This window comes from Saccharospirillum alexandrii (assembly GCF_043641555.1).
Classification (GTDB): Bacteria; Pseudomonadota; Gammaproteobacteria; order Pseudomonadales; family Natronospirillaceae; genus Saccharospirillum; species Saccharospirillum alexandrii_A.
The window spans coordinates 904,110-930,565 of the sequence record NZ_JBHZRJ010000001.1 but is presented as its reverse complement, the minus strand read 5'-3'; the positions used below and the strand labels follow the sequence as shown (position 1 = coordinate 930,565).

The 26,456-nt window shown below is 56.8% G+C and carries 21 protein-coding genes; 8 read left to right on the top strand and 13 right to left on the bottom strand.

The annotated features are described in order from the left end of the window. Positions 1 to 6 precede the first annotated feature (6 nt). From uvrA to gcvA, 4 genes are all read left to right on the top strand, one after another. Positions 7 to 2,748 (top strand): excinuclease ABC subunit UvrA, encoded by a 2,742-nt coding sequence (gene uvrA / locus ACHUE7_RS20640; RefSeq protein ID WP_463558430.1) that lies wholly within the window; start codon positions 7 to 9, stop codon positions 2,746 to 2,748. 138 nt (positions 2,749 to 2,886) lie between these two features. Then, positions 2,887 to 4,458, top strand: a complete 1,572-nt coding sequence (locus tag ACHUE7_RS04005; RefSeq protein ID WP_394168849.1) for a glycerol-3-phosphate dehydrogenase/oxidase — start codon at positions 2,887 to 2,889, stop codon at positions 4,456 to 4,458. A gap of 79 nt (positions 4,459 to 4,537) precedes the next feature. Then, complete coding sequence (locus ACHUE7_RS04000; RefSeq protein WP_394168848.1) at positions 4,538 to 4,990, top strand: Fur family transcriptional regulator; 453 nt, start codon at positions 4,538 to 4,540, stop codon at positions 4,988 to 4,990. A 105-nt stretch (positions 4,991 to 5,095) separates the two neighbouring features. Then, positions 5,096 to 6,046 carry a transcriptional regulator GcvA gene (gcvA, locus tag ACHUE7_RS03995; protein ID WP_394169152.1) on the top strand — a complete coding sequence of 317 codons (951 nt, stop codon included), beginning with the start codon at positions 5,096 to 5,098 and terminating at the stop codon, positions 6,044 to 6,046. A gap of 202 nt (positions 6,047 to 6,248) precedes the next feature. Here the strand turns inward: gcvA and clpB are convergent, their stop codons facing one another. The 3 genes from clpB to rluD all read right to left on the bottom strand — a co-directional run bounded on the left by clpB (position 6,249) and on the right by rluD (position 10,829). Further along, positions 6,249 to 8,828 (bottom strand): ATP-dependent chaperone ClpB, encoded by a 2,580-nt coding sequence (gene clpB / locus ACHUE7_RS03990; protein ID WP_394168847.1) that lies wholly within the window; start codon positions 8,826 to 8,828, stop codon positions 6,249 to 6,251. A 283-nt stretch (positions 8,829 to 9,111) separates the two neighbouring features. Then, the gene (pgeF, locus tag ACHUE7_RS03985; RefSeq protein WP_394168846.1) at positions 9,112 to 9,849 is read right to left on the bottom strand and encodes a peptidoglycan editing factor PgeF; all 738 of its coding nucleotides are present in this window, start codon (positions 9,847 to 9,849) and stop codon (positions 9,112 to 9,114) included. Beyond that, complete coding sequence (gene rluD / locus ACHUE7_RS03980) at positions 9,846 to 10,829, bottom strand: 23S rRNA pseudouridine(1911/1915/1917) synthase RluD (RefSeq protein WP_394168845.1); 984 nt, start codon at positions 10,827 to 10,829, stop codon at positions 9,846 to 9,848. The genes pgeF and rluD overlap by 4 nt, the downstream gene beginning before the upstream one ends. A gap of 65 nt (positions 10,830 to 10,894) precedes the next feature. Here rluD and ACHUE7_RS03975 point away from each other — a divergent pair, with 65 nt between their 5' ends. Further along, complete coding sequence (locus ACHUE7_RS03975) at positions 10,895 to 11,737, top strand: outer membrane protein assembly factor BamD (RefSeq protein ID WP_394168844.1); 843 nt, start codon at positions 10,895 to 10,897, stop codon at positions 11,735 to 11,737. Between the two features lie 11 nt (positions 11,738 to 11,748). On the opposite strand, the gene ACHUE7_RS03970 is transcribed toward ACHUE7_RS03975, so the two are convergent. Next, positions 11,749 to 13,371 carry an NAD+ synthase gene (locus ACHUE7_RS03970; protein ID WP_394168843.1) on the bottom strand — a complete coding sequence of 541 codons (1,623 nt, stop codon included), beginning with the start codon at positions 13,369 to 13,371 and terminating at the stop codon, positions 11,749 to 11,751. Between the two features lie 164 nt (positions 13,372 to 13,535). On the opposite strand from ACHUE7_RS03970, the gene ACHUE7_RS03965 reads away from it, so the two are divergent. From ACHUE7_RS03965 to ACHUE7_RS03955, 3 genes are all read left to right on the top strand, one after another. Further along, positions 13,536 to 15,110, top strand: coding sequence for a sensor histidine kinase (locus tag ACHUE7_RS03965; RefSeq protein WP_394168842.1), 1,575 nt, complete (start codon positions 13,536 to 13,538; stop codon positions 15,108 to 15,110). Between the two features lie 8 nt (positions 15,111 to 15,118). Beyond that, the gene (locus tag ACHUE7_RS03960) at positions 15,119 to 16,489 is read left to right on the top strand and encodes a sigma-54-dependent transcriptional regulator (RefSeq protein WP_394168841.1); all 1,371 of its coding nucleotides are present in this window, start codon (positions 15,119 to 15,121) and stop codon (positions 16,487 to 16,489) included. Positions 16,490 to 16,687: 198 nt separating this feature from the next. Beyond that, positions 16,688 to 17,260, top strand: a complete 573-nt coding sequence (locus tag ACHUE7_RS03955) for a GspH/FimT family pseudopilin (RefSeq protein WP_394168840.1) — start codon at positions 16,688 to 16,690, stop codon at positions 17,258 to 17,260. A 26-nt stretch (positions 17,261 to 17,286) separates the two neighbouring features. Here ACHUE7_RS03955 and ACHUE7_RS03950 read toward each other — a convergent pair whose 3' ends face one another. The 9 genes from ACHUE7_RS03950 to lspA all read right to left on the bottom strand — a co-directional run bounded on the left by ACHUE7_RS03950 (position 17,287) and on the right by lspA (position 26,434). After that, on the bottom strand, positions 17,287 to 17,700 hold the full coding sequence (locus ACHUE7_RS03950) for a type IV pilin protein (RefSeq protein ID WP_394168839.1): 414 nt from the start codon (positions 17,698 to 17,700) through the stop codon (positions 17,287 to 17,289). Positions 17,701 to 17,781: 81 nt separating this feature from the next. Beyond that, the gene (locus ACHUE7_RS03945) at positions 17,782 to 21,600 is read right to left on the bottom strand and encodes a pilus assembly protein (protein ID WP_394168838.1); all 3,819 of its coding nucleotides are present in this window, start codon (positions 21,598 to 21,600) and stop codon (positions 17,782 to 17,784) included. Positions 21,601 to 21,677: 77 nt separating this feature from the next. Continuing rightward, a complete protein-coding gene (locus ACHUE7_RS03940; RefSeq protein ID WP_394168837.1) occupies positions 21,678 to 22,214 on the bottom strand; it encodes a pilus assembly PilX family protein in 537 nt (178 codons plus the stop codon). 6 nt (positions 22,215 to 22,220) lie between these two features. Then, positions 22,221 to 23,348 carry a PilW family protein gene (locus tag ACHUE7_RS03935; protein WP_394168836.1) on the bottom strand — a complete coding sequence of 376 codons (1,128 nt, stop codon included), beginning with the start codon at positions 23,346 to 23,348 and terminating at the stop codon, positions 22,221 to 22,223. Beyond that, a complete protein-coding gene (gene pilV, locus ACHUE7_RS03930; RefSeq protein WP_394168835.1) occupies positions 23,345 to 23,833 on the bottom strand; it encodes a type IV pilus modification protein PilV in 489 nt (162 codons plus the stop codon). The genes ACHUE7_RS03935 and pilV overlap by 4 nt, the downstream gene beginning before the upstream one ends. Next, positions 23,830 to 24,324, bottom strand: coding sequence for a GspH/FimT family pseudopilin (locus ACHUE7_RS03925; RefSeq protein ID WP_394168834.1), 495 nt, complete (start codon positions 24,322 to 24,324; stop codon positions 23,830 to 23,832). The genes pilV and ACHUE7_RS03925 overlap by 4 nt, the downstream gene beginning before the upstream one ends. 201 nt (positions 24,325 to 24,525) lie before the next feature. Next, positions 24,526 to 25,473, bottom strand: coding sequence for a 4-hydroxy-3-methylbut-2-enyl diphosphate reductase (gene ispH / locus ACHUE7_RS03920; RefSeq protein ID WP_394168833.1), 948 nt, complete (start codon positions 25,471 to 25,473; stop codon positions 24,526 to 24,528). Then, positions 25,463 to 25,906, bottom strand: a complete 444-nt coding sequence (gene fkpB, locus ACHUE7_RS03915) for an FKBP-type peptidyl-prolyl cis-trans isomerase (protein ID WP_213679480.1) — start codon at positions 25,904 to 25,906, stop codon at positions 25,463 to 25,465. The genes ispH and fkpB overlap by 11 nt, the downstream gene beginning before the upstream one ends. 36 nt (positions 25,907 to 25,942) lie before the next feature. Then, positions 25,943 to 26,434, bottom strand: a complete 492-nt coding sequence (gene lspA, locus ACHUE7_RS03910) for a signal peptidase II (RefSeq protein WP_394168832.1) — start codon at positions 26,432 to 26,434, stop codon at positions 25,943 to 25,945. Positions 26,435 to 26,456: the final 22 nt, after the last annotated feature.

Below are 26,456 nucleotides of genomic sequence, written 5' to 3'. Positions count from 1 at the left end.
CAGGTTATGGCCAGCAACACCGGCTACACCGCTCGAGCGTTGCAAGCGTATGAGCAATCGCTGGCCCAGGGCGGCAAGGGCGTTGCGGAAATCGCCGCCACTTACTCGGCGCGGGTAAAACGATCAGCTGACAACACCATCCGCGTTCACCATGCCCGGGAACACAACCTTAAAAACATCGACGTCACCCTGCCCCGCGACAAGCTGACCGTGATTTCCGGCGTCAGTGGCAGCGGCAAAAGCACCCTGGCGTTTGACCTGATTTTTGGCGAGGGCCAGCGTCGTTATCTGGAATCTCTAAACGCTTACGCGCGGCAATTTGTGCAACCGGCGTCACGCCCGGATGTGGACGCCATCTATGGCATTCCACCGTCGGTTGCGATAGAACAGCGCACCAGCCGCGGCGGACGCAAAAGCACCCTGGGCACCCTGACCGAAATCTATCACTACCTACGCTTGCTCTACGTGAAGCTCGGCACTCAACATTGCCCGGATTGCGATGTGCCCATCGAACCGCAAACCCCAACCGCCATTCTGGCCCGCATCCAAAAAGACTTTCGCGGCCAGGCCGTCACGCTGCTCGCACCCATGGTGGTGGCGCGCAAAGGCATCTACCGGGAGTTGGCGGAATGGGCGGCTGGGCGCGGCTATACCCAGTTGCGAGTAGATGGAACCTACCAACCAACGGGCAACTGGCCGCAACTGGACCGATACAAAGAACACGATATTGAACTGCCACTGCTAGAGATCACCGTAACACCCAAAAACGAACGGGCCCTGACGGAAGGGCTTGAGCAGGCTCTGAGCCTTGGCAACGGACTGTTGATCGTCGCCCCGGGCACGTCAGTCAAAGCCAGCAAGAAAACCGATCGTTTATTCTCTACCCAGCGCGCGTGCCCCAGCTGCGGCACTGGCTTTGACGAGCTGGACCCGCGCCTGTTTTCCTACAACTCCAAACACGGCTGGTGCACCAGCTGTTTTGGCACCGGTAGCCTGATCAAAGGCTTCGATGAAGAGCAGACCGGCGAAGAAAACACCTGGCAACCGGAAGACGACACCCTTACCGAAAAAGCCTGCCCCGGTTGCGAAGGCCAACGCCTGAACCCAACCGCCCTGGCTGTGCGTTTTCGTGATCGCTCAATAGCCGACCTGGCCGCCCTGCCGGTAGATGGGGCAGAGCAATGGTTCGACAAACTGACGCTCAACACCAAAGAACAGGCCATCGCCCGCGATCTGCTCACGGAAATGCACAGCCGTTTGCAGTTCCTGCAAAAAGTCGGGTTGAACTACCTGAGCCTGGACCGCGCTGCGCCGACCTTAAGCGGCGGCGAAGCCCAGCGCATTCGCCTGGCCGCACAGCTGGGCTCAAGCCTCCAGGGCGTTTGCTATGTTCTGGATGAACCCACCATCGGCCTGCACACACGGGATAACCGCAAACTGATCGAAACGCTGCGTGAACTGCAGCTGCAGGGCAACACCGTGGTCGTCGTTGAGCATGATGAAGACACGATTCGCGAAGCCGACTACCTGATCGATATGGGCCCCCGCGCTGGCGTCAACGGCGGCGAAGTCGTCGCCTATGGCAGTCTGAAACAGATCATGAACAACAAGCGGTCGCTGACCGGGAAGATGCTGTCCCAACCATTGCGCCACCCCATGCCCGATTTGCGCAACGCCGACATGCGACAGCTGTGGGAACAGGAGAGCGTGCACATTCAAGGCGCCCACCAGAACAACCTGCACCAAATCGACGTCAGTGTTCCATTGCGCCAACTGGTCGCGATCACCGGCGTTAGCGGCAGCGGTAAAAGCACCCTGATACGCGGCGTTCTCTACCCTAATCTGAAGCAGGCCATTGCCAACCAGAACAAAAGAAGCAAAGCCAAACTCCGCTGGCAAGGCGCGGACAAGATAGCCGGCTGGGAAAGCATCGACCGCATTCTGGAGGTCGACCAGACGCCCATCGGCAAAACGCCCCGCTCCTGCCCGGCCACTTACATCGGCATCTGGGACAGCATTCGTAAACTCTTTGCCGGCACTGTCGATGCCCGCTTGCGCGGCTATACTCCGGCCCGCTTCTCGTTCAATGCAGGCGACGGTCGCTGCGATGCCTGCGGCGGCCAGGGCGAACAGAAAATCGAAATGAATTTCCTGCCCGACGTACGCGTACCCTGCGACGTCTGCCACGGCTGGCGCTTCAACGATGAAACCCTGAGCGTCACTTACAAGGGCAAACACATCGGTGAAGTCCTGGCGATGAACATCGACGAAGCCGTCGACTTTTTCGCGCCCATCAGCAAAGTCCACCACGCCCTGAGCCTGTTGCAAGATGTCGGTTTGGGCTACCTGACCCTCGGCCAGCAGAGCCCAACTCTGAGCGGCGGCGAAGCCCAACGCATCAAACTGGTCGCCGAACTGGCCAAGGCCAACATGACCCCGGAAGACAACAAAGGCCGACGATCGCAACACAACCTCTACGTGCTCGACGAACCAACGGTCGGTCTGCACATGGCCGATGTGGATAAACTGCTGCGCGTCCTGCACCGGCTGGTCGATGCTGGCAACTCGGTGCTGGTGATCGAACACAACCTGGATGTGATTGCCGAAGCCGACTGGGCCATCGATATGGGTCCGGAAGGCGGACAGCATGGCGGGCGGGTCATTGCTCAGGGCACGCCAGCGACCCTGACAAAGCGCAAACGGTCTTTCACGGGTCAGTACTTGAAGGAGGTTCTCAATGCGCCATAGCACGCGATCGTTTTAAGGTTGGCTCATGGGTGCTGACGCGCCCATCCGCCAAAACGAACATTAACGAAAATTATTTTGACATTTTCGAAAACAAATTTAGACTAACGCTCATCGATCACCCTATTTCGTGGAGCGACCATGTCTGTGCCCAACCCCGCTGCAACCAACCAAACCACTGCCGTTCAACCCTGGAACCGGGACGATCATCTGGACCGTCTGGCCGAGGCCGAAGTGGATGTGCTGGTAATAGGCGGCGGTGCCAGTGGCGCCGGGGTGCTGCTGGACGCGCTCAGTCGCGGGCTGACGGCCGCGCTGGTGGATCGCCAGGATTTTATGGCCGGAACCTCCAGCCGCTCCACCAAGCTGATTCACGGTGGGGTACGCTATCTGGAACAGGCGTTCAAAGGGCTCGATTACGGCAAGTACCAGCTGGTGCGTGAGGCGCTGGCCGAACGCAAACGCATGTTGTCGATGGCGCCGCACCTGGCCTGGCCACTGACGCTCATTACCCCGGTTAAAAGCCTGATCGGCTTGCCCTACTACCGGTTCGGCCTGGGTTTGTATGACGTGTTGTCCGGCTCGCAGCGCCTGGGGAAATCGCGTATTGAAAGCACCGCCGACATGAAGCGTGCCTGCCCCAGCCTCGACATCAAGCCCCTCAAAGGAGGCGTCAGTTACATGGACGGTCAGTTCGATGATGCGCGTTTTGGCATTGCCATGGTGCGTTCAGCCGTTGAACAAGGTGGCACCGTTGCCAACCACGTTGAAGTAAACGAACTGCTAAAACACGACGACGGCACTGTCGCTGGTGCGCGTTGCACCGATCTGCTCGGTAAGCGTTCACTGACGATACGCGCCAAAGCGGTGGTCAACTGCACTGGCCCCTGGACAGACACCCTGCGCCTGCAGGCCGACCCGGACGCCAAACCACTGATGACCGTCTCCAGCGGCATTCACGTGGTGCTGAACAAGACCCTGCTGCCCGAAGGCCGCGGTATTCTGATTCCTGAAACCGACGATGGCCGGGTTTTGTTCATGCTGCCCTGGCTGGGTAAAACGCTGGTTGGCACCACCGACGACCCCGCGGAACTCAGCGACCGGCCCGAAGCGAGCCAGTCCGAAATAGACTACATCATCAAGCACATCAACGAATGGCTCGACGAGCCCGTCAGCCACAGTGACATCAGCGCCACCTTCTCGGGTTTGCGCCCATTGGTCTCCGACCCGGACGAAAGCTCCACCTCGGGGCTGACCCGCGATCACGTGGTTCTACAAGACAAGGGTCTGTTCAGCCTCACTGGCGGCAAATGGACCACCTGGCGCCGCATGGCCGAAGACTGCATGGACATCGTGGTTAAAACCAAAGGCCTGAACGCCAGGGCCTGTCAAACTCAGGAACTGCGTCTGCCGGGTGCCAATGGCGACACGGCTGCCGCGGAAGCCGCGTTAAAAGACCTGCCGGAAGACATCGCCGACTATCTGTGGCAAGCCTATGGCGACCGGGCTCACCTGGTGTTGGCAGAAGGCTCCCCGGAACGGCTCGTCAGTGAAGCGCCTTACGTTGAAGCAGAACTGGTTTGGGCGATGCGCTACGAGGGCGCATGCAAGGCAGACGACGTGCTTTACCGGCGACTACGGGTTGGCATGCTTGATCAGCAAGCAGCAGACCAGATCGGGGCGCGGTTGCAGCAGTTGGTAAACGCCGCCTGAGCGGGACGCTCGGCGGTTTCTCATCGGCCCGGTGACGGGGTACACTATCCGTCCGATGTAAACACCGTGACCCGTTACCATGCCTTCAACCCAGGCCATTCTCGAAAAAGCCAGCCAGCACTGCCAGCAGCGCGGTGAACGGCTTACGCCCAAGCGCAGCCGCATTCTCGCGCTGCTACTGGCAGCCGATGGCCCCAAATCAGCCTACGACCTGATCAGCGATCACGATCGCGCTTATGGCGAAAGCCCGGCCGCCATGTCGGTCTATCGCATGCTGAATTTCCTGGTCGATGCCGGTTTAGCCCATCGCCTGGCCACCACCAACCAGTTTATGGCTTGTGCGCACATTGCCTGCGACCATGCGCACCGGGTACCGCAATTGCTTATCTGCGATCAGTGCCACCATGTTGAAGAAATTGGCCTGGGCTCCGACCTGATGAGCGAGTTGCAACACAGTGCCGATGACAGTGGTTTTCGCATTGGGTCCACACCGCTTGAAATACACGGCCTGTGCAAGCGCTGCCAGCACTGAAGCACGGCTCAGGGCTGACTGAGACTCAGCGTTCAACTTGCAGTAAACCCGATTTCCGACTATTGATTAATCAAGGATGGCTTTGTAAAGCCTGATCAGCAAACGCTGCCCTTCGTTTGTGGCGACTGTTCTAACTGGAGTATCACCATTAAACGCCTACCCCCGCTCAACAGTCTGAAAAGCTTTGAATCGGCCGCGCGCCTGGGCAGCTTTCAAAAGGCCAGTCAGGAACTGTTCGTGACGCCCTCTGCGGTCAGTCACCAGATCAAATCACTGGAAGAATTTCTGGAGGTAGAGCTATTTATTCGCCAGACCCGGCGCATAGAGCTGACCTCAGCGGGAAAAGACTATCTGCGCACTGTTCAGAAAGCCCTGTCAGACATTGAACGCGCCACCCAGCGCCTGGTCTCGGCCCATGGAACCGGCGAACTCAACCTATCGGTTGCACCCGCCTTTTTGCACCGCTGGCTGCTGCCCCGCATCAGCCGGTTTTACGACACCCACCCCAACATCGAACTGGAGCTGTCGGCCTCAACCGGCCTGATCGATTTCGCGCACAGCGATACCGACATGGCGGTCTATTTTGGCGACGGCCAATGGGACAATGTTGAATGCAGTTTCCTGAAGCGCTCGGCGCTCATTCCTGTCTGTACGCCCAGCCTATTGAACAACAAGCCCATTCACGTACCTGAAGACATCACCCGCCACACCCTGCTGCACGTCAGCAAACGCCCCGATGAATGGCGCGCCTGGTTCGAAGCGGCCGGTACCGAGTACCGGGAAACCCGCAAGGGCATGTTTCTCTCCAGTGGTCTATTAACAGCCCAGGCCGCAGCAAGAGGCCTTGGCGTCGCTCTGTCGGACATCAGTTTGATCAGCGAGGAAATCCAGTCAGGCGAGCTGGTGGCCCCGCTGGATATCCCGCTGGAACTGTCCAAATCCTTTTACCTGGTGTACCGCAAAAACCGGCCACTGACCCCGGCGATGAAAGCCTTTCAGGACTGGATCATGGCTGAGATGGCGATTGATGCGCTGAACCCGGGGGCTACTGAATAATTCAAACCTCCGAGTTTGGTTTAGCCTTGATGCCAGGGGTCCGTGTCAGGCACCGGGTAACCCTATCTGGGGCCGGCGTTAACCCATCCATGGGGCCTAGACTTCGGCATCTATGCCTCAAACTTCCCCAGATAGGGTTACCCGGCACCTGACACTCAGTTCATTGGGAACTCTGAATCTTGAGTGTATTCATTGCTCACACTCAGTGCCCCACAGAAAACACTATCTCACCATCGCGCACTTCTGCGGCTATGGCATCGCCACTGCCGAAATCACCGCGCAACAGGGATTGCGCCAGGCTGTTTTCCAGCTCTCGCTGAATCACCCGTTTGAGCGGCCGAGCGCCGTACACCGGGTCGTATCCCGCAGCACAGATCTTGTCCATGGCCTCTTCAGTCAGGTGCAATTTCATGCCTTGCTCGGTCAGGCGTTCCCGCAATGCCGCCAATTGAATGTCGGCGATTCCGCGCATCTGGTTGCGCTGCAGCGGGTGGAATACCACCACCTCATCGACCCGGTTGATGAACTCTGGCCGGAAATGCTGGCCGACCACGTCCATCACCGATGACTTCATGGCTTCGTAGTTTTCTTCACCCGCCAGCGTTTGAATGATGTCGCTGCCCAGGTTCGAGGTCATCACGATGACGGTGTTGCGGAAGTCAACCGTGCGGCCCTGACCATCGGTCAGACGACCATCGTCCAGCACTTGCAACAGGATGTTGAAGACATCGCCGTGGGCTTTTTCCACTTCATCGAGCAAGATCACCGAGTAAGGCCGGCGACGCACGGCTTCGGTCAGGTAACCGCCTTCTTCGTAGCCCACATAGCCTGGAGGCGCACCGATCAACCGGGCAACAGAGTGTTTCTCCATAAACTCGGACATGTCGATACGGACCATCGCCTCTTCGGTGTCGAACAGGAACTCGGCCAGCGCCTTACACAACTCGGTTTTACCCACACCGGTGGGGCCGAGGAACAGGAAAGACCCATTCGGCCGGTTTGGATCCGACAAGCCGGAGCGAGAACGGCGAATGGCGTTGGACACCGCGACCAGCGCTTCCTGCTGGCCAACTACCCGGCTGTGCAGGTTGTCTTCCATATGCAGCAGTTTCTCGCGCTCGCCTTCCAGCATTTTGTCGACCGGAATACCGGTCCAGCGGGATATCACGTTGGCGATGGTCTCGTCGGTGACCTTGTTGTGCAGCAACTGCATGTCCATCATTTCGGCCTGGCTGGCCATATCGAGCTGCTTTTCCAGTTCTGGAATGCGGCCGTACTGCAATTCGGACATGCGTGCCAGATCACCACTGCGGCGAGCCGTTTCCAGTTCGATGCGGGTCTGCTCCAGTTGTTCTTTGACATGCTGAGTGCCCTGCACCGCCGCCTTTTCGGTGTTCCAGATTTCTTCCAAATCGGCGTATTCGCGCTCCAGCTGTTCGATGGTTTGCTCCAGCTGGTTCAGCGTCTTACGCGTCAGCTTGTCATCGTCTTTTTTCAGCGCTTCAGCTTCGATTTTCAGTTGAATTAGCCGACGCTCCATCTTGTCCATGCTTTCTGGTTTGGAGTCGATTTCCATACGAATGCGGCTGGCCGCTTCGTCGATCAGGTCGATGGCTTTATCGGGCAATTGTCGGTCGGTGATGTACCGCTGAGACAGGCGCGTAGCCGCAATGATTGCCGAGTCGGTAATGGTGACACCGTGGTGAACTTCATAACGTTCTTTCAAGCCGCGAAGAATGGCAATGCTGTCTTCTTCATTGGGCTCGTTAACCTGTACTTTCTGGAAGCGCCGCTCCAGTGCACCGTCTTTCTCAATGTACTGGCGGTATTCGTTCAGCGTTGTAGCGCCCACGCAGTGCAGTTCACCCCGAGCCAGCGCCGGCTTCAGCATATTGCCGGCATCCATGGCGCCTTCGCTCTTACCCGCGCCGACCATGGTGTGCAGCTCATCGATAAACAGAATGATCTGACCTTCCTGCTTCGACAGTTCGTTCAATACGGCTTTCAACCGTTCTTCGAATTCACCGCGGTATTTGGCACCCGCCAGTAATGAGCCAAGGTCCAGTGACAGCACGCGTTTGTCTTTCAATGTTTCCGGCACTTCGCCGTTGACGATGCGCTGCGCCAGCCCTTCGACGATGGCGGTTTTACCCACGCCTGGCTCACCGATCAGCACCGGGTTGTTTTTGCGCCGGCGCTGCAGAACCTGAATGGTGCGGCGTATTTCATCGTCGCGACCAATCACCGGGTCCAGCTTTCCGGCTTCGGCCTGAGAGGTCAGATCGACGGTGTATTTCTCCAGTGCCTGACGGCTTTCTTCGGCTTCCTGGGTGTTAACCGACTCGCCACCGCGCACCTGGTCGATGGCGGCTTCGAGTTTCTCAGCGGTCACACCCGCATCGCGCAGAACCGAGGCAATGCGGCTACGATCCTGCGTCATCGCCAGTATCACCAGCTCACTGGCGATGTACTGGTCCTGCCGCTTCTGAGCCAGCTTGTCGGCAAAGTTCATGACCCGGCCCAGGTCGTTGGACATATGGACTTCGCCGTCGTGATTCTGAATTTGCGGTAGGCCGTCCAGGTAACTGGCAAGCCCGGCTTTTAACTGGGCTACATCAGCCCCGGCATTACGCAACAGGGGGGCTATGGCCGAGCCTTTCTGGTCGAGCAAAGCCACCAGCAAGTGCGCCGGTTCAATGAAGTTATGGTCTCTGCCCAGCGCGACGGACTGGGCATCGGAGAGTGCGACCTGCAATTTGCTGGTCAGGCGGTCGATACGCATGAGGTAACCTCAATAATCTGTTCAAGTTAGTAGGAAAATAGGGGCTAAGCGATTAATAACAAGCGCTTGAAATTTGAACAGTTGACCCGGATCAGTTTTTGTTGAAATTTAGCAGGCTGTTGAAATTCGGAGAATTTCGGCGGCCTGCTCTCGGAACATGGACGTTCCGGCAAAATTGATGACTGCTAAGTCATTGATTTTGTGTGAGAGAAGCAAAAATCGCAATGTTTGGTTCTCGTGTTTTTAAAAAGGCAGGAAGCTTTTTTCAACAACCTGTTAGGTGTCAGACGGCCTCGGTACTCCGCCAGATCAGATTCGCCATTCGGCCGGTCGCTCCATCACGCCGGTAGGAGTAATAACGGTCGGCATCGGTAAAGGTACAAGCCTGGCTTCGGTAGACCGCCGGTACACCGGCTTCCTGTAACCAGAATTCAGCCAGTTGCGGCAAGTCGGCGAGCCATTTACCGGGAGAGCCTGCGGGTTTGAAACAGCGCTGTGCGCCCGGCCAGTTGGCAAAGGCTTCAATCACATCCATACCGACTTCAAAAGCGTCCGGACCGATGGCAGGGCCGAGGCCACAGCGCACCCGGGCTGGGTCGCTAAACTGTTGCAGTGTCTCGTTGAGAATACCGGCTGCCAACCCACGCCAGCCAGCGTGAGCGATGGCCACCTGGGCGCCGTCATCCTGCCAGAAGAACACGGGCAGACAGTCGGCCGTCATCACAGCGGCGGCAATGCCCGGTTGAGAAACCGTTGCCGCATCAGCTTCGGTGCCATCGGCAGCGGATTCCGCAGCCACCACCCGGGTTCCGTGAACCTGAGACAGCCAGCAAATGCGCTCACAGCCGGTCAGACTGGCTAACAATCCTGACCGGTTTGCCTCTACCGCGACTGAAGAGTCGCCGACATGATGCGCCTGGTTATTACTGTTGAAAGGGGCCTCGCTGTGGCCCCCCTGGCGAGTCGTCCAGCCCAGTTGCACTGCATTGGGCACCGGCCACAAGGGCCTTTCCATGGTCATAAATCGTCGTCATCCACCTCACCTTCGTGATCCGCTTCAAGCAGCGCCAGCAAATCGAGCATGTCATCGGGTGTGTCGGCTTGCCAGGCCATACGCTCGCCGGTACGAGGGTGAATCAATTCAAGTTGTGCGGCATGCAATGCCTGGCGTTCAAACTGACGCAAGGCTTCCGATACCGCCCGTGTTACGCCCTTGGGCAGGCGTTTGCGACCGGCATACACCGGGTCGCCCACCAAAGGATAGCCGATGTGCGCCATATGCACCCGAATCTGATGGGTGCGGCCAGTTTCCAGCTTGCATCGAATGAAGGTGTGGTTGCGAAAGCGATCGGTGACCCGGTAATGCGTGGTGGCTTCTTTACCGGTAGGCGTCACCGCCATCTTGGTGCGGGCCGTGGCATGGCGGCCTATCGGCTCGTTCACACGACCGCCGCCCGTCATGGTGCCGGTGACCAGCGCTTCATACTCCCGGCCCATCGTGCGGTCCTGAAGCTGGTTTACCAGGCTGGTGTGAGCCGCCAGGTTACGGGCGACCACCATCAGGCCGGTGGTGTCTTTATCGATTCGGTGCACAATGCCGGCGCGAGGTACCGACTTGAGTTCCGGATAGCGATACAGCAGGCCGTTCAGCAGTGTGCCGCCCGGCGTGCCGGCCCCAGGATGCACGACCAGGCCAGCGGGCTTGTTGATGACGATGAGGTCTTCGTCTTCATAAACGACATTCAGTTCTACCGGTTCAGCCTCCCAGCGCTCCTCGTCGACCAGAACGGCCTTAAGACTCAGGGTTTCACCGCCGATCAGTTTGTCCCGGGGTTTGCGTACCTGGCCATTTACCAGGACTTGACCTTCCTTGATCCATTGCTGGATCCGCGAGCGGGAATACTCGCTGAACAGGCTTGCCGCGACCTGATCGAGCCGTTTCTGGCCCATTTCGAGCGGTACTGTTTTGCTGTCTTCCAGTGTCTGGGGGGAATCGGTCATTGGAGCCCTTGGGTGCCTGTGGTTACAATAGCCGCCTATTGTACTTCAAGGGCCGGACCCAACGCATGTTTCACCGTCATTCTGCTTCATTCAATTGGCCAGCACTGGTATCCATTCTCCTGCTTTCCCTGACACTGGGAGGCTGCAGCCTGTTCCAAACCAACAACCAGGAATCAGAGCAAGCGCTCTATGAGCAGGCATCGGGGCATTTGGAGAACCGCAACTACACACTGGCGATCGATACCCTGGAGCAACTGGAGAGCCGCTTCCCGTTTGGCCGCTATGCCAAACAGCTGCAACTGGATTTGATGTACGCCCGCTACATGAGCAACGACCACGCCCAAGCCCTGCTCGATGCCGACCGCTTCACGCGGCTGAACCCGGACCACCCCAATGTCGACTACGCCTGGTATCTCAGGGGCATGAGCTACTACAAGTTGTACGAACAGAACTCGGGCATCACCGGCCGTGGCGACCTCGCCCTGCGTTCGCAAGCCCAGGGTGAAAGTGCCTTCGAAGCGCTTGGCCGGTTTCTGCAGCGCTTTCCGACCAGCGACTATCGTGAAGACGCCACCGATACGATGATTATTCTCAAAGACGCCCTCGCCCGACACGAACTGATTGTCGCCGACTACTACATGCGTCGTGATGCCTGGGTAGCCGCCGCCGAGCGGGCTCAGGTGGTGCGCCAGCATTACCCGGGCGTCAGTGCCCAGGGCGATGCGCTGGTGGTGTTGATTGAATCCTACAACCAGCTCGGCCTGCCGGAAGACCGGGCGCTGGCGCTGGAGGCTCTAAAACGCGATTACCCAAGGCATGTCACCCTGACCAGCGGCGAGTACGAATCCCCCTACCTACAGCAGGACCGCTGGTGGCTTAAGATTCTTACACTGGGCTTCTTTAGCTAATGAGCAGTGCGCTAGCGGCCCGGTTTCCAGCCATGTGTTAGCGGATAACGCCGGTCGGTACCGAAACCTCGGCGGGTGACCCTCACCCCCTCAGGTGCCTGCTGGCGTTTGTACTCGTTGCGGTCAATCAATCGAATGACCCGTTCGGTTTCTGCTGCATCAAAGCCTGCGTTCACGATGGTATCGAGGCTTTCATCCCGTTCGACGTAGCGCTCGATGATGGCATCCAGAATGTCATAGGGTGGCAGGCTGTCTTCGTCTTTCTGGTCCGGTGCCAGCTCGGCCGAGGGCGGGCGGGTGATCACCCGCTCCGGGATCACCCGGTTGCGGGCGTTGCGCCAATTCGAGAGCTTGTATACCCAGGTCTTGGGCACGTCTTTTAGCGCATTGAAGCCACCGCACATATCGCCGTAGAGGGTGGCGTAGCCCACCGCCATCTCGCTCTTGTTGCCAGTAGTCAGCACCATGGCACCCAGTTTGTTCGACAGCGCCATCAGGAACAGGCCGCGCATGCGCGATTGCATGTTCTGCTCGGTGGTATCGACATCACGCCCCTCGAACAGCGGGTTAACCGTCTGAAGCGCAGCTTCGTAGGCCGACCCGATGGGCAAAACATCGTAACGAATACCTAGCAGATCAGCCTCGGCCCGGGCATCTTCCAAACTCATTGCTGCGGTGTAGGTGTAAGGCATCATCACCGCATGCACCCGGTCTTTACCCAGCGCATCAACGGCGATGGCGGCACTCAGAGCCGAGTCAATACCGCCAGACAGCCCCAACACCACCCCCGGGAAGCCATTGCGGTTCACGTAGTCTGCCAGGCCCATCACCAGCGCTTCATAAAGCGCCTCTTCATTGTCCAGCACGGGCACCTTGGTGGGTTCTGCCACCTGCCAGCCGCTCTGGGTTTTGTGCAGGTCGACACAGGTCAGCGCCGGTTCGAATTCCGGCAACATCACAGCAATCTCACCATCGCTCTGGGTAATGAAGGACCCGCCGTCAAAAACCAGTTCATCCTGACCCCCAAGATGATTGACATAGATGGTCATCGCGCTGAAGGCTTTCGACACCCGGGCCACCTGCGCATGGCGCTCAGGCAGACGACCGATATGGTAGGGGCTGCCATTGATATTGATGTTGATTTCCGCGCCGGCTTCGGCGGCCCGACGGGCCGGGCCGTCGTACCAGATGTCTTCGCAAATGGTCAGTGCCAGCCGTGCTCCCTTGTAATCGAACACACAGGTTTCAGTGCCTTTGGTGAAGTAGCGCTTCTCGTCGAACACCTGGTAATTCGGCAAATGCTGCTTGCGGTAGTCGGCGATGACCTCTCCCCGGTCGATCAGCATGGCTTTGTTGTACAAGGCACCCTGCTCCCGCTCCGGGTAGCCCACCACAATACCGATCGGCAATGCAGCTGCCTTTATCGCTTCCAGTGCGTCATTGATTCGCAGCCCAAGGCTCGGGCGCAGAAGCAGGTCTTCCGGTGGATAACCCGCCAGCGTCAGCTCCGGAAACACGACCAGGTCGGCGCCCTCGTCTATGGCCGCCTGCGCCCGCTCCAGCACTTTCTGAGTATTGCCGGGAATGTCGCCGACCGGAAACCGATCCTGAACCAGGGCCACACGCAACGTCATTACCTTCTCCACCGATGACTGAGGCCCGCTATTGTCCGGTTTTCACCGGGGTAGAACAAGTCGGGAGCACCGGGTGTTGTTTTCACGGCCTGAAGGGTGTTTATACTGAGCACCTCAAACGGGCCCGCCCATAAGGTACTTTGCGACAGGGAACGCAACCGACAATGATTTTCTCGCCCCAGTACCCAAGCTATCGCCGCCAGCAGATTCTGTTTTATTACGGCATCTACCGGCTGATGCTCGCCAGCGCCCTGAGCGTGCTGGCGCTGATGCCGCTCGAAACCATGATGGCTCTGCCCCGGCTAAATGCAGATTCGTTTCTGTATGCCACTCTGACCTACGTGGTCATCTGCGTCATTGGTCTGGTGGTAACGGTGCGCGGACAAATGGGCAGCATTCCAACCGTGGTACTGCTGCTGACAGACATCCTGATGCAGTCGCTGATTCTTCACTACCTTGGGGGAGTGGGCACCGGCTTCGGCAACCTGATGATCGTCAGTGTGGCCATCGGCAGCCTGTTACTGCGGTTTCAGCACAGCATGCTGGTTGCCGCCATGGCCGCCTCTGGCGCCGTCTATACTGAAATTCTGTCGGTTACTACCCTGGGTGAGGACAACCTGCTTCAAGCGGCTCTACTCGGTGTTGCTTTCTTTGCCGTTACCCTGTTGCTGCAATACCTGACGTCGCGTGTTCGCTCGACGGAACAACTGGCCCAGGCTCAGGCTGATACCATTCTCGACTTGCGCCACCTGAACGAACTGATCGTCCAGCGGATGCGCACCGGCATCATTGTAACCACCTGGGAAGGGGCCATTCGGCTGATGAATGACGCCGCCAAAGACCTGCTCGGCATGACCGAAAAGCGGGCGTTCTGGCTGCCGCAGCCCGTGCAAAAACGCATGGAAAGCTGGCAGGCAGAACCGGCTGAGCGCACTGAGCCCTTGCAAATGGACAAAGACCACCCCCTGGTACAGTTAAATTTTGCCCCACTGCAAGACAGCCCAAAATGCGATCTGATCATTTTCATTGAAGACACCGGACGAGTGCAGCAGCAAGCTCAGCACCTGAAACTTGCCTCCCTGGGGCGGTTAACGGCGTCCATTGCACATGAAATTCGCAATCCACTTGGTGCTATCAGCCATGCATCCCAGTTACTCGCCGAGAACCCCTCGCTCGATGAAGGCGACCAGCGGCTGCTGAGCATCGTCCGCAATCACAGTAACCGTATTAACACCATCATCAACAACATTCTGGACATGTCGCGCCAGTTGAACCTGCAACTAGAGCCCATCTACCTGCGCGAATTTCTGGATGATTGCCTGAGCGAGTATTGCCAGGGCCACCTCAAGTCGGACAACATTGAAATCAAAGGCAACCCCGACATCCGGGTTCGAATCGACCCCAAACGCATGATGCAGGTGGTCATCAACCTGGTCGACAATGGGCTACGCTATAGCGAACTCAGAACCGGTTCACGGAAAGTTGCCATTCAACTGGGTACACTGGCAGATACCGAGCAACCGTATATGGACATCAGGGACTTTGGTCCTGGCATTGCCGAAGACCAGCTAAAGCATTTGTTCGAGCCGTTTTACACCACCGAAGCCACTGGAACCGGCCTGGGTTTGTACATTGCCAAAGAATTGTCCGAAGCCAACCGCGCCCGGCTGTTCTATACCGGCGATGAAAATGGCGCCTGCTTCCGAATCCTTTTTGCGCACGCTGCTGTACAGGAGTAAACACCAACATGGCCAATCAACGCGTCCTGATTGTCGATGATGAACCCGACATTCGTGAACTGCTTGAACTGACCCTGATGCGCATGGGCCTGGATACCCTCAGCGTGCCGGATCTCAAATCCGCCATCCGTCAGATCGACCAGCACGCCTACGACCTGTGCCTGACCGACATGCGCCTGCCCGATGGCAATGGGTTAGAACTGGTTAAATACATTCAACACAAGCGCCCTGATACGCCCGTGGCGATGATCACGGCTCACGGCAACATGGAATTGGCCATAGATTCCCTAAAAGCGGGCGCCTTCGATTTTGTATCCAAACCGGTCGAGATTGAACGCTTGCGTGCCCTGGTTAACCAGGCACTTAAAATCAGCAACACCCCCTCTAGCCAGGCCTCACCCGCGCAAGCCATCCCCACCATGGTGGGTGAATCCGAGGCGATGACGCATCTGCAAAGCAAAATTCGAAAGCTCGCTCGCAGCCAGGCACCTGTGTTTATTCAGGGCGAATCGGGTACCGGCAAAGAATTGGTTGCCCGTCAGATACACGCATTGGGGCCACGTGCTGAAGGCCCCTTCGTACCGGTAAACTGCGGCGCTATACCCAGTGAACTGATGGAAAGTGAATTTTTCGGCCACAAAAAAGGCGCGTTCACCGGGGCCTCTGAAGACAAAGCTGGCTTTTTTCAGGCCGCCAACAACGGCACCCTCTTTCTGGATGAAGTGGCCGACCTCCCTCTGGCCATGCAGGTCAAACTGTTGCGCTCGATTCAGGAGAAAAAGATTCGCTCCATCGGCAGCCAGCAGGAAACCGATGTCGATGTTCGCATACTCAGCGCGACGCATAAGAACCTCGATGCCCTGGTCGCCTCGGGTGAATTCCGACAAGACCTGTTCTACCGCATCAACGTGATCAACCTGCCGGTGCCCGCCCTGCGCGAGCGCATCAGTGACATCCCACTCCTGTGTCAGCGCATTCTGATCCGCATTGCCGAATCCTACGAGCTGGCACCAGCACGGCTCGACAAAGCGGCTGAAAACGCCCTGATGAACTACCCCTTTCCTGGCAACGTTCGAGAGCTCGAAAACATACTGGAGCGAGCCTACACCCTATGCGAAGACGACCGCATAGGCCTGCGCGACCTGCAACTGGACCAGACGCCCGCAGCAGCCATTTCAGGGGCCAACGGAAATGGCAACGGCGAACGCTATGCCCGGCCGAGCGACATGAATCTGGAAGACTACCTGATGGAAGTTGAACGGGAAGTGGTTGAACAGGCCCTGGAAGAAACCCGATGGAACCGGACTGCAGCCGCAAAACGGCTGGGTATTACTTTTCGGGCTTTGCGGTATCGGTTGAAGAAATTGGGGCTGGATTAACACTGCGACAATCTGGCTTTCCTGTTCTTTGCGATCATCATCACAACAATGACGGCCGTCGATTGACTCCCTTTCTTACCTTTTCCTATTCTGGCGATATTGCTTAAGGATTAAGCAATAAGTCACCTCCACGCTTGGCGATGCCTATGCAAACACCGGGCTTGGGACCAACATATACAGGGAAAAGGAAATTACCGTATGCAACCGCGTAAGGATAACGCCGGTTTTAGTATCATCGAACTCATGATCTCACTGGCCGTGCTGGTCATCATCGCCGGGATGGCAACCGCCAACTGGCAAGGTACCATTGAGCGGCATCAGGCACGGCAAACCAAACAGGAATTACGCACGCTGTTCCAGGTAGCCCGCCACACGGCCATCAACCGCCGCCAAATGACCACCTTCTGCCCATTAGATGCCGCAAATGCCTGCACTAACGACTGGGACCAACCGATCTCCGTCTTTATCGACCCGGGCAGCCTAAAAGTACTGGCCCAACCGGATTACCTGATACGGACCTTCAAAGCGATGCCCAACGGCACCCTCATCGCCAGTCATTCAGGGCCTCAGGAGCGACGCTACTTTCAGTTCAACCCAGACGGCACCGTTCACGGTACCATTGGCAACCTGACCTGGTGCCCGGATAGCTTGATGGCTGAGCGTGGGGTACATGTGATTGTGAATTTTGGCGGCCGCATTCGCTGGGGGAAAGACCGCTCTGGTGATGGGGTTGTGGAAAAGGCTTCAGGCCAGCCGATTAGCTGTGCCTGAAGCGGGGTGACTTTAAAAAGGGCGGTTTATATCCAGTCGCCTTCATTGCCCTGATTGTCCAGCGTCAGCGTCCCACAAGCACCACCATCTGCTCGAATTCGACCTGCAATTGGTGTCGCTGTCAAAGTAAAGGTCGTGGCGGTTGCCTCCAGCGTAATATCAAAGGCAGCCGAGGCATCATCTGGCGATTGCGTGAATGGCAAGTCTGGAACCGCCGGAGGGTCTTCTGTTAAATCCAGATAATTAAAGTTCGCCGCATACCGGCGCTCCATCCATTGAGCCAGTTCCATTAGATCGGCTTGAGCATCAGTGCACCGGGAGCGCTCAACATAGCTGGTATAACTAGGCACCGCTATCACGGCTATAATTGCCACAATAGCCACCACAATCATTATTTCAATCAGGCTGAAACCGCCTGAGCACTGTCTTTGGTTCTTCATGGCACTACCCTAATAAATTTGCTATCTAAAGCAGAAAAACCCTGGTCTTGCTCAGGGTTTCTCTGCATTCGTTCAATGCTACTACCGCAATTGCTGCCAGGCCTGCCGACCTCTTGATCGAGTACCGGCCTCGGGTATCGAGATCAGGTCGCCCGAGCTACCACTGATGACCTTCACTTCATCATCATCGCCTGACCCGGTCGGGTCGACGCCGGTGATCACGGCGGGCGTGTTGATGATCCCCACCTCAGGGTCAAAACCAGAGGTTGGCACCCATATTGGGTCATCTTCAGTCCCGATGTTAACGAAGTCGTCTTCATTGAACTCGTCGTCTTCATCCAGGTCGAACACTGAGTAGCTCAGTCGGCCCCCATTTTCCATTTCAAGCTCCATCAGCCAGCTGTTACCCCCAAATGCACAAGGGTCAGCGTCAGGAATCAGTGTTGGGAAAATAACCCGATCACCGCGAACAATGGCACGCGCTACCACTCGCTCACCTGTCGTACTGTTCGAGCCGCCTTCAGAAGCAGCCCAGATCAGCGGCAAGTACCAGCCTTCGTCACTTTCTTCTATGTCCTCATCGCTTACGACACGGAAGCGACGGCCACCGGGACCACCAAAGGTTCCTTCCAGCTCGATGCGCTGCTCAAGCAGGTCAGCCAGGTCATCGATCGGCTCCCCGCGGTCGATAATGCCATAAAAGCGTTCAAGCGGAGGATTGTTGTCGACGATGTTTTCACCCACCCGGATAAAACTGCCGGTACCAAAAAACACCATGTGTTCTTTATTTTCATTGAAAGCCGAAGTCAATTGGGCGGTAATCGGCCGGCCGTTCGGCTCGGCAAACAGAGGGTCAATCGTATTGGCATTCGGTTTCAGATCAGACGGCGCGTCCCAAGCGTCCGGGTCAGTGTCGTCAAGATCAATCCGCCACAGCTTGCCCTCGGTATCACCGACATAGATGCGATCGGCTACGCTGTCGCTGGTGAGGTCAACAACCAATGCCGAGCCCAGTTCACCGCTGTTTTCCAGCTCAATAGTGCGAATTATGGAACCATCGCTAACATTCAAGATCCAGATGTAACCGCTACGATCAACCGCTGGGTCATCGTGATAGCCGCTGGTAACCACGACACCAAACTGACCGGAAGGCAAGGCCACGACAGCCGGTTGCTGAATGGTATAGCCCATATTCGGGTGAGAGAACTCCCACAACACGTCGTCAGCGGTGAAGTTTTCCGGATCGGTTACGTCCAGCGCAAATACGCTTTTGCCACCCGCGCCTGTGGTTCCTACCGCCAGCGTTGCCCACTCGCTGCCCATCCAGGCGTCTGCAATACGGGGGGTGCCGTCTACATAATAGCGATGCGCGTAGCCTGGCAGGGTCAACCGATACAGGTTGTTGTAGATACTCGATGGCACGAACGCGAACAACTCTTCACCGCCATCATCCGGATCGGCATCAAAGGCATGCAACATGCCATCGTTAGCACCCACCATGACAATAGGGGATCTGCTGGCAGTATTTGTGCGGAAAGTTGCGTAGCTGGTAGCACCCACGCTCGAAAACGCGGCAATATTCCCCAGCGAACCGTAGCCAAAGTTGGCATTGTGCGAAAATTGCGGGTTGGAGTTGATGATATCTCCCAACAACGTATCGCGACGACGGAAGGGTTTACTCTGATCTTCCTGTGTCTGTTCTTCGGCGGTATCACCACGCAGATAATTCAGACGATCCTGAGCAAAAGCCACGGTTGAGAGCGTGGCATCCGGTTGCGCTCTCAAGGCGGCCTTTTGCAGGTCCGTTAGGTTATCCCACAAAAACTCAGTACCAGTAAACGCGCGGTATTCACCATCCGCGTCACCACCGGTTTGCTCAACCAAATGATCGATGGTGAAAATATTCCGGTTGGCGGCCGTTGGCAGTTCTTCACTGGCCACCCAGGCTGGCTCAGCTTCAACAAGCCCATCATTCTGGATTTTGAATGCTGCCAACTCACCGCTCCAGCGCTGACTGTTAAATGACCCCTGGAATACGGCGGTATCGGTATCGAGACGCGTTGAGTTGGCTGCCACAGCCGCTGAAGAGCTCTGCAACTCTTCCGCAATGTTGGAAAAGGCTTCACGCAGACTCTCGATCATGGCGTCGGCTTCACCAGCCAGATAATAGTTATCGGGCCTCAGAAAGTTGGTACCGTTGTTGGCGGCTAGTGTATCGCCATTACTGTGCCACCAGTCTTGCTCAAGACTTGTGATCGCAGCGGGATCGAAGTCTTCTGGTATGCGGAACCCACCGTATTTGGTGGCCAGGTAATACTGGTTCTGGTTGGGCGCTAGCAGTACCCGGTTTTCCAATACATCTACCCAGTGGGTTGACGCAGATTGAACACCGGCCAGGTCAGAGCGCAAGTCATTGATTCGATTGTCCCAGGCAAGACCGGCGATATAGGCCGAATTATTCCGGCCACTGAAGCTGTTTTGCTCCCCAATGTTTCCGAGCCCTTCCAACTGCGCTACACGGGCGGTCAGGGTTCGCACATTCACACTGGTATCAGCAGCCACTTCTGCCGGCATGGCGGGCTCATCATTCCTGAAAGCCGTATTTCCAGGCAAATTTTTATCCCGGTGGGTGTTGGCATCCCCAATACCCAGAAAAACGTTGGCCTGACAGGCATACTGAATGGGGTCATTCCAATCGGTAATCACCGGGAAGCCGTCACGCCACTGATCGCGCGTGGCGGCATTAGCCCCGCCCATGCTGGTGTAAGCGCTGACATTGCCCAGATTTTTCAGGTAGCGTGTCGCCGTGTAATAAAGTTCACTTACTGGGTCAATGGACTTGTTGTTGCCTGTATTCAACTGACCAAACTTGTTCAAATAGTTAATAACACCGCTGTTAACGATGGTGGCACTGGTGTCGGCCGCGTCGTCTGAATCCGGGTTCTGTACAAAGATACCGGTATCGGGGTCCCATTCAGTTGCCTCATTATCGACATACCCCTGGCCCGCCTCCAGTTTGCGCGGCCCGACGTATTTCTGCCGCGCACGCAACACACCGCCGTCACGTTCTACGTCGCTGTCATTCAAGTAACCGAACACACTGAAGCGGATGGACTCGGCATTTTGCTGAATCAGGCCTTCCGGTTTCCAGTTGTCACCGTATTGCCGGCAGTTTTCTTCGACGCCGACGGAGTCATCACAGACGCTGACCCGTACCGACATTTCAAACCCCCGGTTATCGTAGGGGTCATCAACACCTGGCCGATAATTCGTAGGGTTGTTGTTGAAGTTATTGTTGTTCAAGCTGAACCGCATCTCAGTGCCGAGTCCACTGATCCGGACCCGAATTCGATCTGAACTAAACGGTGTTGCGCCCTCAATTTCATCATCATCGGTCAGGTCGCGGGTTGGGAAGCCTCCACCCTGGCCTGGATGCCGCGCTTTCTCTAGCCAGGTTTCCGTTTCGGTATCCTTAACCCGAAGTCCCCCAGTAAGAATTTTCCGAAATGGGTCAATGGTCTGGGTAGTCGCCCAGTTCAGGTAGTTGCCGCTCCATTCCCCGCTGCCGGTACACTGCCGGTCCCCAGTCAGGCTGTTGGGGCGAAAATACCGTTCTGACTCAGTTGCGCTGTAGACATATACGTAGCACTTGCCCGGATCAAAATACCCCGCAAACTCCGTAGCGGAGGTATAGGTGTTCGTCAGGTTAGCGACACTTTCAATCGTCGGCCACTCAACAGAGGGCACCAGCAGCATATTGCCAGGAATCCCACCGCCCCCAAGAAACAAGGGCTCTTGAGCAATATCGGCTTGCGCCATGCTGGACGCCGTCGCGCAGACAAACCCAACAGCCAAGCCTTGCAGCAGACCCGAGGTTTTCGGAAATGATGAAGACAGCATTGAAACGTTCATAGTGCTAACCCTCTGCGTGCCCGGGGTACCGTTCTCCCCAAGCTGTGAAATCTGAAATGTGGCTACTACTGATTGCGAAAGACACTACTAACCACTACAACCGAATCGTCGGTACCACCAAAGCCACGCGCGGTTATTCGGTAAAAGGAAACCGGTGGTTTTGCCGTTCCAATTTCCGTTTCCGTACCCGGTGGTGTTATGCCAATTCGCTCAATAAAGTATTGCGGTTGCCGGGCCACTGAAGCCAGTTCTGGGGTCAGTTCGAACGCACCCGTCGCCGCAACGGATGCTGCAGGCCCAAGCCAATCGGGTGCAGCCGCATTATTAATCTCGTAGAGCCCATTAGAGTTGGTGATGGTATTTGGCGGGGTAGTGACCAAAAACCGCTCACCGGCTCTGAGTGCGGCTTCCGCTGCCTGAAATGCCAGTTCCCGGTCATGCAAATTGGCGGACATACGTTCCTGGAGAATAGTGCTGCGCAAGCCACCAATCGCGAGCAAACTGATGATCAACAGCATGATCAGTGAAATGACCAGTGCGCTGCCTGTTTGCTCTTTGCCAGCATTGATCTGCACAGATGTCCTCAACGGTATGGAATTCATTGTCATCTACTCCAGCCGGTTGCGAATGCCGACGGTCAGGTTACCCACCATACGGGCGCGATCATCTGCTTCGGTCGTTATCTGAGTCCCGAGCAGGTTATAAACACGGGCAACCGGGGCCTCTCCTGCCTCCCGGCCACCGTCCTGTACGCCGTCATCACTGCGCAACAACAAGGCTATACGCACGCTGGCAACATCGGCCCAGTCGGCAACTGTGTCAGCCGATACGTAATTCACCACCGTCTCACCCCCGGGGTTGGTGACACCATACAGTACCTGCATGTTTTCAACCCCTTCCACCAGCTCAACATTGCCAAATGGGTCACCCGCATCCAGTCGACGCATAAAGAGTGAAGGGTCACCCGATACGCCAGTGCCGATGAAAAAGGCGGTGCTGGTGAACTCATAGATGGTTGCCTGATCGTCGTATGTCGCGTTAAATCCATTATTCACCGGCGTTTGATTGCCGGGATCCTGACCACTTCCTTTGGTGAGTGACACAGAATTAGCCGCATTGGTTTTTTGAAAGATATCGCCGCCTGAACAGTCACTGGTCACCGCCATAATGATCTTTCCAGCCGGGATTCCGGTGTTTCCGGCAGTCACTATGGTATTGGCGTTTGCGCCCGGATTGCCCGTCAGCGTAACGTTCGCAACCGAGGCGTTATTCACCACAATTACGTCAGAGCCGGGTAGAACACTGCCGTTCAAAGCAGCGGGTAGCAGTGCACCGGCAGAGGCTTGGGTTAAGTTTGCGGCACTGGCAAAGTCATCGTTGGTGTATTCATCCTCTAAGTCAGTACCCGCCGCTTCCCAGCCAGCAACGGGTTGCCCACCGTAGATGGATGCGTCGTAGCCCGTTCCTCCGGTATCGAGGTTATTGAATGGCTGCCCTATCAAACACCCCTTGTAACCGGCCATACGGGTCTCATACTGCAAACGACCGACTGCAAATCGCACGTTTTCCTGCATGTTCGACAGGCTGTCGCTCAACTGATACGTCTGACTGGAGTTAGTGAATACCTGAAACACCCCGGCAGACAACACCAAGCCCAATACCAGAGCAATCATCAACTCAACCAGCGACAACCCACGTTGCTTACTTTTAGGACGCGGTTGGAATGGTCTGTTCATAGCTGCGTCCTCACCATCACGCGGTTTTCTACGTTGCCTGCACTGCGGTTCCAATCGACCGTTACCGTCATCCGGTTGCTTGCAGTGACGAACGCAATACTGGCGTCAGCTTCCGGCAGTAAACAGGCGAGGCTGTTCAACCACTCAGCCATGTCGTTCTGCGCGACGGTTAGAGTCGCGTCATAAGCAAGCGCCAGATTGCAGGCACCCACATTGCCAACCGCATTAGGTGCGAGGGCATAATCCTCCCGATTGTCGCGATTTGCACGCGCACGCTCTACGATGTCGTTAGCCAGAAACACGGCCTGACTGCGGCTCATTGAGCCATTGGTCATGCGCATGCCATTGGTTTGCATGGAGGCCAGACCCAGCAGACCGATGGCCAGAATCAATACTGCGATCAGAACTTCAACGAGGCCGATCCCGCCCTGGTGGGTGGCCACACCCAACTGTTTCGTATTCGGAATGGTATTGGTGGGTTTCATGCACAGGCCCCCCGTACCACAACTGAACGCCCACCGATCCCTACCTGCACAGATCTCTGGCGGTTAGGCGTACCGGTAGTGCAGCCATTGGGTTGCAAGGTAAAGGAGGCCTCTGCTCCCTCGGTTGCAAAGGTGGGTAGTGAACGCTGCCCGCGAGCATCAAATTCAAACACGGTCGGGCCGCCGAAGGTGACGGCCGCGTTCGTTTCACCCACTCGTATCTGGGTTGCCGCGGTGCAGGCTGCCCCGGTATGAACACACCAGCCGTTGACAAAACCACCGGCTGCCGCGCTGAACCGCACGGCCACCCCGCGCCGGACCGCCTCGCTACGGGCTGTTTGAACCGCCGATAACAGCGAATTGGCCTGTGAAGTGACCCTATTATTTTCGATCACCCGCTGGAAACTGGGCACCGCCATGGTGGCCAGAATGGCCAGGATGCCCAGCGAAATCATCAGTTCTATTAAGGTAAAGCCCTTCTGACTGCTCATAGAAGAATCCACAGGTATATGAAACGTAGCTTAATGGGTTTGTAAACGACGGCTCATCATACCCGACAGACGGTTCAAGCGGCAGGATAAGTGGCTGGGCAGGCGTGGAGAATGCCAACGGGTTCATACTTTTGACTGACGTTTTCGACCGCCATTCGCCGCCCTTTGCGAGCGACGAACATGATTCGGGCTGTCAGGGCGTCAACCCAGTTGTTTGACCCGTAACTCCCGGGGAATGGAGAAGGTGATGTTCTCGGGAATGCCATCCAGCTCAACCGGCGCGGTGGCCCCCAGTGCTTTCAACCCTTCCAGCACCTGGCTCACCAGAATATCCGGTGCGGAGGCGCCTGCGGTTACACCGATGACGGTGGATTCATCGAACCAAGAGGGGTCCAGCTGGGAGGCGTCATCGAGCAAGTAGGCCTTACAACCCATGCGCTCGGCCAGTTCACGCAGCCGGTTGCTGTTTGAGGAATTGGGTGAGCCGACCACCAGCACCACATCGCAATCCTGCGCCAGCGTCTTCACGGCATCCTGACGGTTTTGAGTGGCGTAGCAGATGTCGTCTTTGCGCGGGCCCTGAATGTGCGGGAAGCGCGCTCGCAGGGCATCGATGATACGAGCGGTATCGTCCATCGACAGGGTGGTCTGGGTGACGTACGCCAGGCGCGTTTCGTCCCGAACCTGCATCTGGGCCACGTCGTTTTCGTCTTCGACCAGATAAATAGCGCCACCATTGGCAGCGTCATACTGCCCCATGGTGCCTTCCACTTCCGGGTGGCCCTTGTGGCCAATCAGAATGCATTCCATACCATCGGCGCTGTATCGGGAGACTTCCAGATGCACCTTGGTAACCAGCGGACAGGTCGCGTCAAAGACTTTCAGGCCGCGTTTATCGGCTTCCTGGCGCACAGCCTGGGAGACACCGTGGGCCGAGAAAATCACCAACTGGTTGTCGGGTACTTCGTGCAGTTCATCGACAAAGACGGCGCCGCGGTTACGCAGGTCATCGACCACAAATTTGTTGTGTACGACTTCATGGCGCACGTAGAGGGGGGAGCCATACAGCTCCAGCGCCCGGTTCACGATGTCGATGGCGCGGTCCACGCCGGCACAGAAGCCACGTGGGTTGGCCAGCTTAATGTCCATCGGTCGCCCCTTTCACCTCGATTATCTCGACTTCAAAATCCAGTGTTTTACCCGCCAGCGGGTGGTTGAAGTCGACTTCAACGAATTCGTCGTCCAGTGTAGCTACGACACCGGGCAGTTCATTCTTGCCGGCATCTTCAAACGACATCACCATGCCCACTTCCAGTGGCTCAGACTGGGCAAAGCGGTCACGCTTGAATTGCTGGATATTCTGCGGGTTGTGCTGGCCGAAGGCATCTTGCGGCGGCACCTGGACCTTGCGCCGGTCGCCTGCGCTCAACCCCATCAAGTGGCGCTCGAACCCTTCCGGCAGGTTCCCATCACCAATGGTCAGGGTGGCCGGGCGGCGATCAAAGGTGCTGTCGACTTGCTCGCCGCTGTCCAGATGCAAGGCAAAGTGCAAGGTAACGGTCGAGTTTTCCTGAATCTGCATAATTGACTACCTGTACGAAAGAGGAGTGCAGCAACGTTACGACTGACCAGAAGCTGAATTTCGCCGGGGCTGGAGCCAGAGCGCGTCGATGATCATCATAATGGCGCCGACGGTTATGGCAGCATCGGCGATATTAAAGGCTGGGAAATAGCGGCCCTGCCAGTGAAAATGAACAAAATCGACCACATAGCCCAGCGTCAGCCGGTCATGCAGGTTGCCCAGGGCGCCGCCCAGAATCAACGGCAACGTCACCGACAGCCAGCGCTCATGGGGCTTCAACTGTACTGTCCAGACCATTAATACGATGCTGACGGCCAAAGCGATGATGGTGAACACCCAGCGCTGCCAGCCACCTGCCGAGCTCAGAAAGCTGAAGGCCGCACCCCGGTTGTGCAGCAGGGTAAAGTCGAGAACCGGCAGAATTTCGACCGGTCGACCATATTGCAACATCTGGGTTGCCAGGCTCTTGGTCCACAGGTCCAGCGCCACTACTACAGCGGCAATCAGCAACCAGACCGATTGTTTCATCCTTGCATTCATTGCCATGCCC